Source organism: Sulfitobacter sp. SK011 (assembly GCF_003352065.1).
Lineage (GTDB): Bacteria > Pseudomonadota > Alphaproteobacteria > Rhodobacterales > Rhodobacteraceae > Sulfitobacter.
Genome location: NZ_CP025803.1, coordinates 667,291 through 683,793 on the forward strand (window position 1 = coordinate 667,291; position 16,503 = coordinate 683,793).

Here is a 16,503-nt window from a genome sequence, read left to right on the forward strand (position 1 = left end):
AGGAAAATCCATGCATATTGCGCCGCACGACAACAAGAACAAAGCCATCGTTGATGCCAATAACCCTACGGTCCCGCTCAACTACTTCAATATTGTCAGATTAAAAGCGGGCGAGGCCTTTGAATATCAGGTCCCGGGGTATGAAACCTGCATCGTGCCGGCGACCGGGACGGTAGATGTGTCTGTTGAAGGGGTCTCGTTTGCCGCCCTTGGCAACCGGGGCAGCGATGTCTGGGACGGTGAACCCGAAGGCGTTTATGCCCCCGTAGGTGCCAAGGTCACGATCGTCGCCACCAAGGATACAGAGACGTTTGTCGCGGGTGCAAAATATGACAAAGTGCTCGATCCCTTTGACGTGCGCGTGGCCGAGTTGGACAAGGTCCAATATGGCAGCGATGACACCAAAACACATCGCAAGATCAAACATATCCTCGGTCAAAAGCAGCATGGCAAAGTGGGGCGGTTGCTGGTGTCGGAACTGTACACGGTCGGCCAGGGTGGCTGGTCGGGTTTTCCTGCACACAAGCATGACACGGACCGCACAGACGAAAACGGCAACATCATCGAAACGCGCCATGACGAAACCTATAATTTTCGGTTTCGCCCAAATCATGGGGCAGGCGTGCAAATTCTTCAACGTGAAGAGGGCAAACCTGGCGACGCCTATCAACTGATGGACCGTTCCACGATCTGTATCGACAACGGCTATCACCCCTGCGCCGTCATGCCGGGATATGAGATGTATTATTTCACTATCCTTGGCGGGCTATCGCAGCGGTCGCTGGTCCAGTTTTTCCAGCCAACGCATGCCTATCAGGTTGAAACGATCCCCGGCATCAAAGACATGGTGGCCAAGTTCAAATGACACTTGCCACACTTGCCGAGGTTCTTCAGCCCGCCTTGAAAGGCAACTATGCGGTCGCCGGTCTGGTGACATTGGGCTGGGAAGACATGCGCGCCTTTGTTGCAGCAGCTGAGGCCGAAGGGTGCCCCGTGATACTTCAGGCCGGGCCATCCTGCCGGGTCCATACACCCTTGCCGATTCTGGGCAAGATGTTTCGCCATCTGGCGGAAACGGCCAGTGTCCCGGTCGTGGCGCATCTGGATCACGGCTATTCCGTCGAAGAATGCCGCGCCGCATTGGACGCCGGATTTACGTCCTTGATGTACGATGGTTCGCGCAAGCCGTTGGCCCAGAACATTGACGAAACTGCTGCGATAGCAAGGCTGGCCCATGATGCTGGCATCTCTTGCGAAGGTGAGATTGGTTTTGTTGGCTACGCCGAAGGCGAAAGTTCGGCGGGAACTGATGCAAAAGAAGCCGCGCAATTTGCACGTGAGACCGGTGTGGATGCAATGGCGATCTCGGTAGGCAACGTGCATCTGCAACAAGATAAACAAGGCGGTTTGGATGTGGCACGCATCGCGGAAATTGAAGCGCTGACAGATGTCCCGCTTGTCATTCACGGCGGCTCTGGCGTGCCTGTCTCACAGCGCAGGGCGCTGGCAACGGGGTCGAAGATTTGCAAGTTCAACATCGGTACAGAACTAAGAATGGCGTTTGGGGATGCTTTGCGCCACGCTGTTAACAGTGATCCGGGGCGGTTTGACCGCGTTGCGATATTGAAAGAAACCCATGAACCGATGGTGAGGGCAGCAAGAACTGTTCTATCTGCCTTCGGCCATCATCAAAAAGGGGCATGAATGATGCGGATCGGAATATTGGGGTGTGGCCGAATTGGGCAGGTCCATGCCCGCTCCTTCATGCGGCTGCGCGATGCTTCACTCGTCGCTGTTGCAGATGCATTCCCTGAGGCCGCGCAATCACTCGCTGAACAAACGGGTGCCGAAGTGCGTGACGCTCAGGCGATTATCGAATCCAAGGATATTGACGCGGTCATCCTCTGCACACCGACCGACACACATTACGATCTGATTCACGCGGCTGCAAAAGCTGGCAAGGCGATTTTTTGCGAAAAACCGGTAGATCTGTCTGCTGCGCGCATTCGCGATTGTATAGACGTTGTGCGCACCAGTGGCGTGGCGTTCATGACTGCGTTCAACCGACGCTTCGATCCGAACTTTGCCAATGTCCAGGCACGCATTGCCGAAGGTGCCATTGGCGCGGTCGAGATTGTGACCATCCAATCCAGAGACCCGAACCCACCACCGATCTCGTATATCAAAAGCTCTGGCGGGATATTCCGCGACATGATGATCCATGATTTCGACATGGCGCGTTTCCTTTTGGGTGAGGAGCCGATCAGCGTCTATGCCGTCGGATCGGCCTTGGTCGATCCTGAAATTGGCGCGGCCGGGGATGTCGATACTGCGGCAGTGACATTAACCACAGCGGGTGGAAAAATCTGCCAGATATCCAATTCACGCCGGGCCACCTATGGCTACGACCAGCGGATCGAAGTGCACGGTGCAAAGGGCATGTTGCGCGCCGATAACATACTGGAAAACACAGTAGAGCAGGCCACGGCGACCGGATTTATCCGGGCACCCGCACAACACTTTTTCCTCGAACGGTACGAGGCGGCGTATCTGGCTGAAATTAGTCATTTCGTTGAGACAGTGAGCAAGGGTGAAGCGCCAAAACCGTCGATCGAGGATGGGCTCAAGGCGCAATTGCTGGCAGATGCCGCAGCACTTTCGCTTGAAAAAGGGCAACCCGTTTCTGTCTGACGGTTTGGAGATGGATCATCATGAAGTTTGGTCAAACTCGGACGCGATGATACAATTTGCCGAAGAATGAGGTTGACCAAGATGGCCCTGAAAGACAGCAAAGATCTTCGTTCTGCCCGATGGTACGCACCTGATGACCTGCGGTCCTTTGGGCATCGTTCCCGCACTTTGCAAATGGGGTTATCTGCCGAGGATTGGGAAGGCAAACCCATCATCGCGATATTGAACACCTGGTCCGACCTTCAACCTTGTCACATGCATTTTCGAGACCGTGTGGCGTTTGTGAAGAAGGGAATTTTACAATCAGGCGGCATGCCTGTGGAGATCCCGGTGCATTCTCTGGGCGAGCAACTGCTGAAACCCACTGCAATGCTTTATCGCAACATGGTCGCGATGGAGGTGGAAGAAGTTCTTCGGTCTAATCCCGTTGACGGTGCTGTTTTGATGGGAGGCTGCGATAAATCCACACCTGCGTTGATTATGGGTGCGGTGTCGATGGGGTTACCGTTCATCTTTCTTCCAGCCGGACCGATGTTGCGCGGACATTATGCGGGGCGAACATTGGGGTCGGGTGCCGACGCATGGAAATATTGGGATGAGCGGCGCGCTGGCAATATATCCAAATCAGAATGGCAAGGTGTCGAAAGTGGCATTGCGCGGTCATACGGCCACTGCATGACAATGGGTACTGCCAGCACGATGACCGCTCTTGCTGATGCGTGGGGTCTGTGCCTGCCGGGTGCTTCATCAATCCCAGCCGCAGATGCGAACCATCAACGCATGAGCGCTGCATGCGGGCGGCGGATCGTTGACATGGTTTGGGAGGATCTGACCCCTGACAAAATCATGACCCCGGCCAGCACCCGCAATGCCGTCACGGTGGCCATGGCAACGGGATGTTCGACCAACGCCATCATTCACCTGATCGCCATGGCACGACGGGCCGGCAGTGCCCTTACCCTTGATGATCTGGATGCGATTGGCCGCACAACTCCGGTGATCGCCAACATACGCCCCTCTGGCAACCAATACCTGATGGAAGATTTCTATTATGCGGGTGGCCTTGTTGCCCTGATGAAAGAACTGGGGCCGAAGCTGGATTTGACCACGCTTACGGTAACAGGAGAGAGCCTTGGCGACGGCCTGAAGGATGCAAAAAATTACAACGAGGATGTGATCCGGCCGCTGACCAATCCGGTCTATCATGAAGGATCACTGGCGGTTCTGAAAGGCAATCTTGCCCCCGATGGTGCGGTGATCAAACCGGCTGCAATGGACCCGAAATTCATGACCCACCGCGGCCCTGCGATTGTGGCGAACTCGTATCCGGAATTATCCAAAATCATCAATGATCCGCAGGCCCAGATCACAGCCGATCACGTGCTGATCCTGCGCAATGCGGGGCCACAGGGGGGGCCGGGGATGCCGGAATGGGGCATGATCCCCATGCCACAAAAGTTGTTGAATGAAGGTCATCGCGATATGGTCCGCCTGTCAGATGCGCGGATGAGCGGCACAAGCTACGGCGCTTGTATCCTTCATGTCGCTCCGGAAGCGTTTATCGGAGGACCCTTGGCATTGGTCGAAACCGGAGACATTATTTTGCTGGATGTCCCAAACCGCCGCTTGGAAGTTGAACTTTCAGAAGATGAACTAACCCAGCGGCGGGAACGGTGGCAGCCGCCCGAGCCAAAATATGAAAGGGGCTATGGCTGGATATTTTCCAAACATATCGAACAAGCTGACAAGGGCTGTGATTTCGATTTTCTGGGTACCGAATTTGGTGCGCCTGTTCCTGAACCGGACATCCATTGACAGATTGGTAGACGTTTCCGGTTCGACCGCTAGAAAAGTCGGCAACCACTTTCGGTGATTGGCCCACGATACACAGGGCGGCCGGGAGCGGGATTGATAATCACCCTTTGAATACCCGTCAGACTGCGCATGCACCGATTGGCCGCCTGTCCACCTGCATTTTTTCCATCCACATAGATATCAAGCCAGACATGACCATTATATCCACTGTGACAGGGACCATATTGTGGTGTGTTGCCGTCCCCGCATAAGTCTTCGACAATTGCATACTTTTGCAGGCGGGGAATGTAAAACCGAGTGCCTGCCGGGAAGTCCATCACGCTGCGCCCCCCATGTTTGACATGTCCCACGGCGAGCGTGACCGGATCGCGGTATGTACCGGAACCACCGGCCTGACGGTGCACCACTGGGCGCGCGATCTGGCTTGATCCTCTGGGTGTGTTGTCCCAATAACTGTACCCTGTCAGAAATGCATTAAACTGCTGTTCCGCCGATGCTATGTTGGCACCACATGCCGCAAAAGCAGCACATGCTAAAATCCGAAAGTACTGACCAAGCTCCATCTCGATTGTCCCCTTTTCAAATCAAACCGCGTGTCTGGCCGCCACGTGTGAGAGGCCGAGCGATCATGCGAAGGTGGACAGAAATGGTTGATGAATGCTTAAGACCTGGGGGCGGAAACCAGTTAGAAATATGACGGTTTGTTACGGTTGCACTGAAGTGGGTCGAGAAGTCAGTCCATTTTGCAGCCCCTCAAAATCAACTTGAGTCAGTGCAATCTCAAGAAAACCAAATTCAACAGGAGCAAAATTTAGAATCAGGTAGGGTAATGGAATATTCACTCAACTTGTAATTGTCTTTATTGAAAGAAGTCACGTTGAAGGTGATCGTAAGAGCGCCAATATCGGTTTTCAAAGACGATCGTGTTCTTTTTCAGAACGACCTTTCTACTGTCGGTTGAGATTGCGCGAATTCGCAACGCAATCCGTGACACGACAATGGATATCATCATATATTATTGGGGGCTACTTTGGGTCAGCAGACGTTTGTGAGGCTGCTGGATCCGGTTAAAGTTGTTAATTCCGGGCGGATCCAATTTCTGCAAAACTGCGCTGAGCGCGCCGCACTGGAATTAGGTGATTGGTGAATTGTTGAGTGGGGTGCTGTTTCTGATTAATTGTCGGCTATTTTTATAAAATTTCATTTGAATTCTCCGTGCGCCCAAATCGTACCTGAGAATTCATGCCCACAGCAGTGAGAAATTCACTGTTTCATTTAACGTTCTTCCGGAGCGAAGTTTGCACAAATCGTCACATTCATTTCGCGATCCGAGGATCGAACGCGGCTTGTCTGAACGAGTTTTTTTCGATCCGAGCAATCGCCGGCGCGGGCGAATTCTGTATTCCGGGGCAACATTATTGGTTGCCGTTTTTTTATGGGTGATAATTTTTTCAGTGGGGCTCATGTCGACCCATGAACTGGAAGCGGCTCTTCCAGATGATCTTGTCCACATAAAAGGACAGTTCACCCAAACCGGATCAGAAAAGGATCGAAATGCGCCAAGCAGAATTGATGGTTTTACAACTGCAATCGAAACATACCATCGCCAAGCTGCCGCTGAATATCGCTGCCTGCCGACCAACGGGCAAGCAAAGATGGGCGCGGCCGCGCCCGTAAAACAAATATATGGCTTTGTTCCCAGCACGCATTCCTGGAGCGGCGATGCGCTTGAACAAAGTTGTGATACGATCGATGTTCTTGTCCCTGAATGGTACGAATTGGGCGGCGGTCCTCAAGGGCTTGCAATGCAGGACCCAAACGCTGAGGCACGGGCGACATTGCTTGAAGATGCGGCGCGCCATCCCCGTCAGATAGAGGTTTTGCCGGTGATCTCATTCGGGGAAACCGCAGCGCAGCTTTATCTTACTGCGCCAGGACAGGCCGAAATCAATGTTTCACTGGCTCGTTTCTTTGATCGGTGGAACCCTGCCAACGACGTGGTCGGCGCGTGTCTGGATGTGACCAACTTGTCCCAACAAGGCACGGCTGCGTTTGCGTCCCTGCTGAGACAGGTCGGACGGAGCCTGAAAGAACAGGGACTTCGAACCTGCATCATAATGCCGTGGGCGGCCGACCGTCGTTCATTCAGAATAGCAGATCGCTTTGCGGATATCATTGTGGCCAAGGCATTTGCCGAACCCTGGATAGGATCGGCACCACAACCGCTCGCGGCGACCGACTGGTTTGAACGTCAAGTTGAAATGCTGCAGACGACGGTCGCACCAGAGAAGCTGGTTATTGCACTTGGCACGTTCACGGTCGATTGGGTATCGGGCACGCCAAAGCCGCAAACCGTTCCCTACGCCAAAGCCATGTCCGCCTTGGCGCAGGCCGAAAAAGCGCCACAGTTTGAACCGACCGTCGGCAATGCGCGCGCCGTCTTTGTTGATGCCAAGGGATTTCAACACCGGCTTTGGATGCTGGACGCGGTGACGATGCATAACCAGCTGTTGCTGTTAACTGACCGCGACGTGGCCTCCATCGGAGTGTGGGGTTTGGGATACGAAGATCCGGGGATTTGGGCGGTTCTGGATCAGGCGCGGAAATCACAACCACTGTCCGCCGACAGCTTGAGTAACGTCGTCTTTTCCAACTACGTTGAACGTATTGGAAATGGCCCGTTTGTATCGCCGATATCAATGCCAATCGTCGGCCAACGTGACGTGTCTGTTGATCCACAGAGCAACCAAATAGTGTCGCTCAGCTATCCCAAAATGCCACAGGCCAGTGTCGTTCGCTTTTATGGACAGGGGCAGGCAAACAAGGTTGTGCTGACTTTCGATGATGGACCTGATCCAGCCTTTACGCCCAAGACACTGGACATCCTTAAAAGTACGGACACGCCAGCAACATTTTTTGTGTTGGGCAATAATGTTTTGAAATCTCCGGAATTGGTCGAGCGCATTCTGGCAGAGGGGCATGAATTAGGATCGCATACCTATTCCCATCCTCGCATGGGTGACATTTCTGCCGGACGGGCAACGATCGAAATCAACTCAGTCCAACAATTGGTTAACGGTATTACGGGCAAGGAGATGCGTCTCTACCGGGAACCATACATGGTCAGCGGAGGACCTGTATCTTCCAAGCAGGTCGCGTCGTTATTGCCGCTGGAGAAGTTGGGGTATGTGATCGCGGGCATGGATATCGTGCCTGATGACTGGGTGCCACAAGCCCCCGAACTTTTGGTTAGAAAAATTGTTGCCGAAGTAGAAGAAAATGCAGGTGGCATTATTCTCTTGCATGATGGTGGCGGTGATCAAACTCACATGGTCAAAGCCTTGCCAATGGTGATCGAGACACTGCGTGACAAAGGTTATGTATTTACATCCATCGCCGATTTTCTTGAGACTTCACCGCAAAGCCTGCTGCATGATACGGGCGGCCTGAATTCAACATTTCAAAAGCTCTCTTTTCAGGCAGTTGGCAACAGCTGGTCCCTGCTTGAGATCATTTTTTGGTCAGTTCTGACAATTGGTTTGCTGCGGTCGGTGTTCCTTTTGATCCTGACTGCCGCGCGCCAGCGGCACCTGCCACCTAATGGCCATGCGCCATCTGTCACGATTGTCATTCCCGCGTTCAACGAGGCGGACGTGATTGGTGCATGCATCGAGAATGTTCTGGCGACAGAGTATTCTGATTTTGACGTGATCATTATTGATGATGGGTCAACCGATGGCACCTATGAGGCGGCGATGGTATTTGCGGATCACTCGTTGATCACAGTTCTGAAGCAACCAAACAGGGGCAAGGCCAGTGCGATAAACGCGGCGTTGTTTGAAACGGACAGCGACGTGTTGATCTGCATTGATGCTGATTCACATATCCACCGCCGGGCCGTCGGATATTTGGCCGCGCATTTCAAAGACCCTGCAATCGGTGCCGTTGCAGGACGGGTTGTGGTTGGCAATCGCACCAATATCCTGACGCGCCTTCAGGCGCTTGAATATATTACAGCTCAGAGCATTGAGCGGCGTGCGAAAGAATACCTTAACGCCATCACAGTCGTGCCCGGTGCAATCGGGGCATGGCGGACCACAGCCTTGATGGAGGCGGGCATATTCTCGACCGAAACACTGACCGAGGATGCTGACATGACCATGGCAATCATCCGAACGGATTACCGCGTCGCCTACGAAGAAAGGGCGATCGCGACGACCGAAACCCCGAGCACCGTCAAAGGTTTGCTGGCGCAGCGTTTACGCTGGTCATTAGGGATGATGCAGGCCGGTTGGAAACATCGTGGCGCAATGGTTGAGGGCCGCAAACTTGGCCTGATTTCGCTGCCCGATTTGGCCATCTTTGGATACCTTATGCCGCTATTGGCACCTCTGGCTGATCTTTTTCTGATCATCCTGATCTACAACTTTTTTAGCAGCTCAGGCCTACCCACACAGGGCGTCCCTGCATCAGCATCAGGTTCAATGCTGTTGGCCTATCTTGCGTTACCGATGTTTGAAGTTCTGACTGTGGCGCTCGCCTTTAGAATGGATCCCAGAGAAGATCGTCGTTTAATGTGGCTGATCCCCTTGCAGCGAATATTCTATCGCCAGCTGCTGTATTATTCCGTCATCCGGGCGCTCTGGCGCGCGGCCACTGGATCATTGGCGAAATGGGGTCGTGCGAACCGACTGGGTTTCGAATTTGATCATTCAAGACTGACATGATTTCCCGTCGCACATTCCTGAAGTGGGGCAGCGCCGCACCGATCCTCATGACTGCATCAGGTGCGGCCATTGGCGCGACATCAGTGACACAAAACACGGTTTTGGTCATGGACGGAGTTGGCCCGGACACGGATGCAGAGCGATTGGCAATCGTTCTTAATACGTTTGCCAAGGCTGGCGTGCCGCTGACCTGTTTGATTGAGGTGCCAAAGAACAAGACGGACCGGCTCCATTCTCAAGGTCTCGTTGCAAGCGCGCTGCGCACGCATCTTCAAAAGCTTCCGGGCCTTTTTGAGGTTGTGCCAGTTGCAAAGGATCTGGCCACTCTAAACCCCTACTTTCAGGCACGCGCAGCCCACCAGGCGCGGATTGATTTGGCCACCAGTATTTGGGGCGACGGCGCAGGCATTGCAAATGTCATGCATCTGCGCACCATCGCCTGTGACATGGCGAATGACCCGCTCGCTCCGTCTGGCATACGGGCAGGTGGTTTTCGCAATGTGCTGATGCGCCCGTCTGAAACTGAAGAGGTGCGACCAGAAGCATGGGACGACGGCGTTCTGCGTATGATCGGTGGCCGCCGTGTGACACTTGGGGGTGCGAAGGGGGACGTGGGTGCTGCGCAACCGCATCGCGTTGAACAGGTGTTGTACCTGTCGGCAAAAGACTTCGCCAATTTGCCGATTGCCAATCTGGAGGCCGCGGCCGCGCAGTTCGCGCTTGATGTCCAATCCTCAGATGGTGCGGATTGGTCTACGCCCATTCTCGGCTCAGATTTGCAATTCAGGGATGCTTACGGATACCGGCGCAACATCGGGCTGCACTTTGTGCTAGGTGAAAACGCCAACGCTGAGGATCAGGAAATTCTTGCGGGATTTCGCCAAGAACTGGCAGTGGCCGGTCTTGCGTCTAGCTTTGGCGCGCCGGCAATCGGGCACGCTGCTAAAGACGGGCAAGCAACCTACTGGATTGATGTTCAAGGCCCTGCGATATCCGACAGACCTGATCTTCCGCTTCAGCGTCTGGATGTATCCGAGCCCGTCGCTCGGCCTACCAGGACCGCGCCGATGCCTGAGACTTATGGACTAGGCGTCGCATTGGTAGACTGGGACGATCCAAGCAACACAGGACTTGGCGCGCAGGGCCAACTTAGAGTCCCTGCCTTCTTGGTAGATGACCCCGTCAGTATCTCTGATTTGCGCAAAGTTGATTTGGGGACAGGTGATTTTGTGATCGTGGTGTCGAACGCTGCGTTACGCACCCGCGCCCAACGCAATATGATAAAGTCCACACTGCTGAATTTGTCCCAAGATGGAATAACGTCTTCTGTGTCTTTGCCGGATTATGTGCGGGCCATTGTGCCGAAAGGCGCTTACATCTCGCACTTTCGCCGCACTGTTGCCTATGCCGCCGCGGGCCAGCCAAGGCAAAGAACTTTAAGCACGAAAGCGATAGATGCGTATTTGCAGGACGCCAAAACAGCGTGGCGATATTTTGATCGATGGACGAACAGGACGACCGGTCTGTGTCCCGCCACAATCTCTTCCCCAGAGGGTGAGCCGATCCTGCATGAGGCCGTTACCATGTGGGATGTCGGCAGCCAGATCAACGCATTGATAGCTGCGGTTGATATCGGCCTTATCACGTCTAAGCAATTTCAGGCAGCCATCAAGAAAATCCTGCCAAATATTGCCGGGCGCAGATCACAGGGGCGCTTGTTGCCGCAAGGCTGGATTGCGACGGATCGGTTCAAATGGGGCACTAAAAATTTCGATGGCTGCGATGCAGGCCGGTTAATGGCGGCGCTCTACAATTTGGATAGCCATCCTTTGGCCCGGGATAAGTCGGCCCCTATTGTCAAGAAATGGGACCTGCGCGAAATCATCAAAGACGGGGTCATCAATTCGGTTCAGGGCGGAGAACTGGAAAGCACCTTTCGGTCCCATTGTGCGCATTACGCGGCCTGGGCGTTCCGTACATGGGGAATTGAGGCGCTTTCCCCTTACGAGGTGTTCGTGGGCAACACAGCGGCTGATGGCAGGATGCGATTGCTTGAGGTGGCCGGCAATATTGGTCCGATGGGTGCCGAACCATTGTTGCTGGAAGCAATTGAGCTGGGCATGTCGCCCGAGTCGTCATATCTGGCCGACGTTCTCTTTGCAGCCCAGCTTGAGGAATATGATCAAACTGGTCAACTTACCTCCGTCTCAGAGGGACCGCTTGATCGCCCACCATGGTTTACCTATCAGGGACTGCAATTTGATGCGCCGGGCAGAGTTTGGGCAACGGATACGGTTGCTGGACTGGCAGCGCATCGGTCGCCGGAATTCAGAGAGAAAAACGCAGTTGTCAGCTCAAAAGGCGCGTATTTGTGGGCGGCCTACAAAAATCACGATTATTGCGATGCCTTGGTTGAATATGTCCGCAGCAAAGCACAGACGCCTTTTGGCTTTTGCTCAAGCATTTACCGCAACACCGGGCAGGCGACATCCAACTATGCAGATATCAACACCAACGCGATTATTCTGCAGTCCATTGCGCGGATATTGAAAACCGCTGAGGGGCTATAACGCGTCGGTATGCCAGCATTTTTCAGCGGTCAAACCCGCGCCCGCATCATCTTTGCAAAAGGCGTGGCTGACAACCCATGCAGCAGTACTGACATTGCAACGGTCATAGAGACACAGGCCAGCAATTCGGCTTCGCCCGGCAGATCAAATTCGTCCACGATGATAAGGGTAAACAGGATTGAGGCCAAACCGCGCGGGCCAAACCAGCCAAGAAATAATTTGTCGCGTACCGTCAAACCCGTCCCTGCAAGAGATAGAAATATGGGAGCCATCCGCACAACTGTCAGAAACAGGATCGCCAACACAAACACTTTGGGCGTCATGTGCAACAGGCCATCCGTCAGCAAGATTGCGCCAAACACCAAAAACGCCGCCATTGTCAGAAGCTGACCGACGTCTTCCATAAATTCTGTGATGAAATGAATGTCGTGGCGATAAGAATTACCAAAGACCATCCCGGCAACAAATGCGGAAATGAAACCGTTGCCGCCAATCTGCTCTGACATCAGGTACGCGCCAAAGGCTGTTGAAAGGAAAACGATCCCGCCCGCGGCCTCGCCCATAAGATCACGGTCTTGGGCGGCGTCCGTCAGGCGCGCCATGGCCCAACCAATAGCGATGCCGGCCAATGGCCCGACTATGATCTGCAAAACAGATGAAATGGCCAATGAACCCGTTTCTGCCTGGCCAATTTCAGCGGACACCAGCAATGCACCCAGCAGCACGAAAGGCAGTGCCAGACCATCGTTCAGCCCACTTTCCACATTAATCGTTTCGCTCAATTTCTCGGGCACATCCGGGCTTTTCAGCACCGCCTGACCCAAGGCGGCATCGGTCGGGGTGAGTACCGCAGCGGTTAATAGTGCCATCGCAAAGCCCGAGGCGGGGTTCAGCCAAAATACGATAACTGTGCCAAGCCCAACTGTCAGTGGCATTCCAACCACCAACATGCGCGCTGGCAATACCCAGTTCTTCCGTAGCTGAGAAAACCGCACGTGGCTGGCATCCGAAAACAAAATCAGGATCAGCGTAATCTCTGCCAAAAGGCGCTTTCCTTCAGACAGCACCTCTGGATTGCCGTGACGTGTAACCGGCTCGGACAAGGCCAGACCTACCAGTGTAAAGATTAACGGAAGCGTCAAAATGCTGCGGTCAATTGCTTTGCTTAGAAGGGCGTAGAGGCCAAATGCCGCTAAAATCGTAAGTAACAAAAGGCTGGGCGTGGTCATGATCTTCCCTTGCAAACAATTGGGCGCGCAAGGTGACTATGCGGCATCGCTGCTGCCAATGCCAAGAACCGTCTGGGGAAGGAAATCATACTTGCGATACCTCCCCAACACCGCAAGCAGATGCCCCGCAGGCGAACCCTGCGGTGGCTATCCGGCGTTGGGGACCAACGCCGGAAATGGTGACGATTGTTCAGGCCGCCTTGGGTTTGAGCGCGCCGATGGTGACGTCCAATGTCTGCTCTGTCCCTTTACGCAGCACGACAATCTTGGCCGTCGCGTCGGGTGTGGTCGTTGCCACCGCCCGTGTCAGATCGCGCAGTTCCGTGATTTCAGCGTCATTGAAAGACAAGATGATATCGCCTTTTTTCAAGCCCGCCGTTGCTGCAGGGCTGTCTTCCGCAACGGCTTCGATCACGGCACCCTTGGGCGTGTCATAGCCCAGAACATTGGCGACTTCTTCGGTCATGGGGCGGATATTGACGCCCAGCCAGCCGCGCGCAATCAGGCCGTCATCAGCAAGGTCAGCAACGACCATTTGCACCAGGTCAGAAGGCACCGCAAAGCCGATCCCGACAGACCCGCCACCTGGTGAGATGATCGCGGTGTTCACACCAATCACATCACCATTGTTATTAAAGAGCGGTCCGCCTGAATTCCCGCGATTGATTGCGGCGTCGGTCTGAATGAAGTCATCAAAAGGGCCTGCATGAATGTCACGCGACAGGGCCGAGATAATGCCGGACGTCACTGTGCCACCAAGACCAAAGGGGTTACCGACAGCAACCACTTCATCCCCGACGCGCAACGTCTCGGATGTGCCAAATTCAACGAAAGGCAAGTCGACATCTGCCTCGATCTTCAGGACCGCGATATCGGTCATCGGGTCGCTGCCGACCACCATGGCAACAAAACTGCGCCCATCCGCAAGCTTGACGGTGACCTCTTCAGCGCCCTCAACGACGTGATGATTGGTCACGATCTGCCCGTCATTGGATATGATGAAACCAGAGCCAAGCCCCTGCCGAGGCATGGGCGCGCCGTCCCTACCCGGCAACATTTCTTCAAACTGCTTGCGCAGCGCATCCGGCATGTTCTGTGGCAATGTGACGTTGGCATCTTGGGCCTTTGTTGTGACTTCGATGAACACGACCGCGGGTGAAACGGCCTCAACCAGATCGGCATAGCCACCGGGGGGTACGGCGAAAGCGGCGGAAGGTGCCAATGTGAGTGCAGATGTAGATACAAGCGCCGCGCTCAGCGCCAGTGCTGCGACATGAGGTGATTTGTTAAGGAAGGATTTCATTGAGATGCTCCTCGCATTCTGTTGTTACCCTCCCCACATGAGACCTGCGGCTTACAGCGTTCTTTGATTGGCTATACAAATTTGTAAGATTGCCCCACATCGGCGGCAGGGTGGCTATATAGGGTATGTTGGAATTCAGGACCGAACCCAGATGAAACTGCTTGTGATCGAAGATGATGCGACCACCGGGGCTTATGTTGCGCGCGGATTGCGTGAAGAAGGGCATGTGGTGGATCTGGTCACCGATGGTCGGGCCGGGCTTATCGCGGCGACTGGTGGGGGACACGATGTGCTTGTCGTGGACCGGATGTTGCCCGAAGTGGATGGGCTGACTTTGCTCAAGACATTGCGGGGCGCTGGCAACCGGGTGCCAGTGCTGTTGCTAACCGCGATGGGCGATGTCGAGGATCGGATCGCTGGGCTGAACGCGGGTGCGGATGACTATCTGCTCAAACCCTTTTCTTTTGGCGAATTATCCGCACGGGTGGCGGCGCTTGCGCGCCGACCGCAAGCTTTGGAACAACAAACAACGCTTTGCGCACGCGACCTTACGATGAACCTGATCACCCGCAAAGTGACACGCGGGAACGTTGAAATCGATCTGTTGCCCCGAGAATTCCAATTGCTGGAACATTTGCTGCGGCGAAAGGGCAGGGTGCAGACCCGTACGATGCTGCTTGAATCGGTCTGGGACCTCAGTTTTGATCCAATGACGAATGTGGTTGAAACGCACATCAGCCGGTTGCGCGCCAAGGTGGACAAACCGTTCGAGACAGAACTGATCCAGACCGTGCGCGGTGCGGGATACAGGATAATCGGATGAACGCGCGGCTGTCCCAGCTATGGCGGTCAATGCCGTTGCGGCTGGCGGTTCTGATGGTGGGCTTGTTTTCAGCGGTCAGTCTGCTGAGCCTAGCGGCCAGCTATGCCGTTACCCAATCCTCGTTCGAACAGGCCATCCGCGCCGATCTCGCACAGGATCTGGCCGGCTTCCGGGCCGCTCCAAATGCCCGCGCCGTGGCGCTTTTGGTCAAGGCGGAATCGCGCGAAACTGACCCCAACCGTCTGATACTGAGCTATGTGTCGCCCAGCGGCCAGATTTACGGCAACGGTGCCATCGCGCGCGATGACGAAGGTTTCCACATCATATCATTGGATGCAGATAGGGCCGAATATGACGGTGCCTATCTGACCCTCACCGAACCGCTTTTTGGTGGATTGCTGACCATCGCACGCAGCCGCGCCGAGATTGCAGCACTTGGCGATGTATTTGTGAATATATTGCTGATCTCCCTTTTGCCTACAGTGCTGATTGCGCTTTCCGGCGGTCTGATCCTCGCGCGGCGCTCAAAGCGGCACGTTGAGGTCGTGGGCCGTGCGCTTGACGATATGACCTCCGGCAACCTTAGCGCGCGTGTCGAAATCGGGCCGCGCTGGTCCGACGACCTGAGACAAATCGGCGGCAAGCTGAACGAGATGGCAGGCGCGCAGGAGACCTCTGTTGCAGCGCTCAAACAAGTGTCTTTAGATATCGCTCACGACCTGAAAACCCCGATCCAGCGGGTATCTGTGCACCTCGACGCATTGGCCCATATCACCAAGGACGGCTCGGATCAGGCCGCTTTGGTCGACAAGGCTCAGGAAGAATTGGATGGTATCGCGTCGGTCTTTCAGTCCCTTTTACAGCTTGCCCAAGTCGAAGCAGGATCACCCAAAGCGCGCTTTACACCGGTTGATTTGACCGCCTTATGCCGAACGATAGTCGAGGTGTTTGAGCCTGCAGCCGTCGAACATGGGCAAATATTGCAAAGCGATTTGGCCGAGGAGTCCCTGATTGTGACCGGTGATCGGGCGCTCTTGGGGCAAATGCTTTCTAATTTGCTGGAAAACGCAATGCGCCACACGCCGCGCGACACCACCATTACGGTCGCTCTGGACCGACATAAAGGGCGTCCACGCCTCCGCGTCACGGATACAGGACCGGGCATTCCGCTGGATGAAAGAGACAAGGCAGTGCGTCGGCTTTACCGTCTGGATCGCAGCAGGCACACGCCGGGCAATGGACTGGGCCTAAGCTTGGTCGATGCAGTGGCAAAGCTGCACGGCGCAGAATTTGAACTGGGCGAAAATGCGCCGGGGCTAAGCGCGATTATTCTCTTCTAGGTGTA

11 protein-coding genes are annotated in these 16,503 nt (G+C 54.6%); 8 read left to right on the forward strand and 3 right to left on the reverse strand.

Features of this window, described 5'->3' with window-relative positions; translation table 11 throughout:
- Positions 1–10: 10 nt before the first annotated feature.
- From C1J02_RS03145 to araD, 4 genes are all read left to right on the forward strand, one after another.
- Complete coding sequence (locus C1J02_RS03145; RefSeq protein ID WP_114877116.1) at positions 11–865, forward strand: 5-deoxy-glucuronate isomerase; 855 nt, start codon at positions 11–13, stop codon at positions 863–865.
- Entirely contained in the window at positions 862–1,704 is an 843-nt protein-coding gene (locus C1J02_RS03150; protein ID WP_114877117.1) for a class II fructose-bisphosphate aldolase, read from the forward strand. The genes C1J02_RS03145 and C1J02_RS03150 overlap by 4 nt, the downstream gene beginning before the upstream one ends.
- The gene (gene iolG / locus C1J02_RS03155) at positions 1,705–2,691 is read left to right on the forward strand and encodes an inositol 2-dehydrogenase (RefSeq protein ID WP_114877118.1); all 987 of its coding nucleotides are present in this window, start codon (positions 1,705–1,707) and stop codon (positions 2,689–2,691) included.
- An 81-nt stretch (positions 2,692–2,772) separates the two neighbouring features.
- Positions 2,773–4,506, forward strand: a complete 1,734-nt coding sequence (gene araD, locus C1J02_RS03160; RefSeq protein ID WP_114880340.1) for an L-arabinonate dehydratase — start codon at positions 2,773–2,775, stop codon at positions 4,504–4,506.
- Positions 4,507–4,535: 29 nt separating this feature from the next.
- On the opposite strand, the gene C1J02_RS03165 is transcribed toward araD, so the two are convergent.
- Positions 4,536–5,069, reverse strand: coding sequence for a hypothetical protein (locus C1J02_RS03165; protein WP_254693191.1), 534 nt, complete (start codon positions 5,067–5,069; stop codon positions 4,536–4,538).
- Between the two features lie 900 nt (positions 5,070–5,969).
- On the opposite strand from C1J02_RS03165, the gene C1J02_RS03170 reads away from it, so the two are divergent.
- Positions 5,970–9,233 carry a glycosyltransferase gene (locus C1J02_RS03170; protein ID WP_114877119.1) on the forward strand — a complete coding sequence of 1,088 codons (3,264 nt, stop codon included), beginning with the start codon at positions 5,970–5,972 and terminating at the stop codon, positions 9,231–9,233.
- Complete coding sequence (locus C1J02_RS03175) at positions 9,230–11,803, forward strand: DUF3131 domain-containing protein (RefSeq protein WP_114877120.1); 2,574 nt, start codon at positions 9,230–9,232, stop codon at positions 11,801–11,803. The genes C1J02_RS03170 and C1J02_RS03175 overlap by 4 nt, the downstream gene beginning before the upstream one ends.
- Positions 11,804–11,832: 29 nt before the next feature.
- On the opposite strand, the gene C1J02_RS03180 is transcribed toward C1J02_RS03175, so the two are convergent.
- Both C1J02_RS03180 and C1J02_RS03185 read right to left on the reverse strand, forming a co-directional pair.
- Positions 11,833–13,032, reverse strand: a complete 1,200-nt coding sequence (locus tag C1J02_RS03180) for a sodium:proton antiporter (RefSeq protein ID WP_114877121.1) — start codon at positions 13,030–13,032, stop codon at positions 11,833–11,835.
- A gap of 190 nt (positions 13,033–13,222) precedes the next feature.
- Complete coding sequence (locus C1J02_RS03185) at positions 13,223–14,335, reverse strand: Do family serine endopeptidase (protein WP_114877122.1); 1,113 nt, start codon at positions 14,333–14,335, stop codon at positions 13,223–13,225.
- A 151-nt stretch (positions 14,336–14,486) separates the two neighbouring features.
- Here C1J02_RS03185 and C1J02_RS03190 point away from each other — a divergent pair, with 151 nt between their 5' ends.
- Positions 14,487–15,158, forward strand: coding sequence for a response regulator transcription factor (locus C1J02_RS03190; protein ID WP_114877123.1), 672 nt, complete (start codon positions 14,487–14,489; stop codon positions 15,156–15,158).
- On the forward strand, positions 15,155–16,498 hold the full coding sequence (locus tag C1J02_RS03195) for a HAMP domain-containing sensor histidine kinase (RefSeq protein ID WP_114877124.1): 1,344 nt from the start codon (positions 15,155–15,157) through the stop codon (positions 16,496–16,498). Before C1J02_RS03190 ends, C1J02_RS03195 begins: the two co-directional genes overlap by 4 nt.
- Positions 16,499–16,503: the final 5 nt, after the last annotated feature.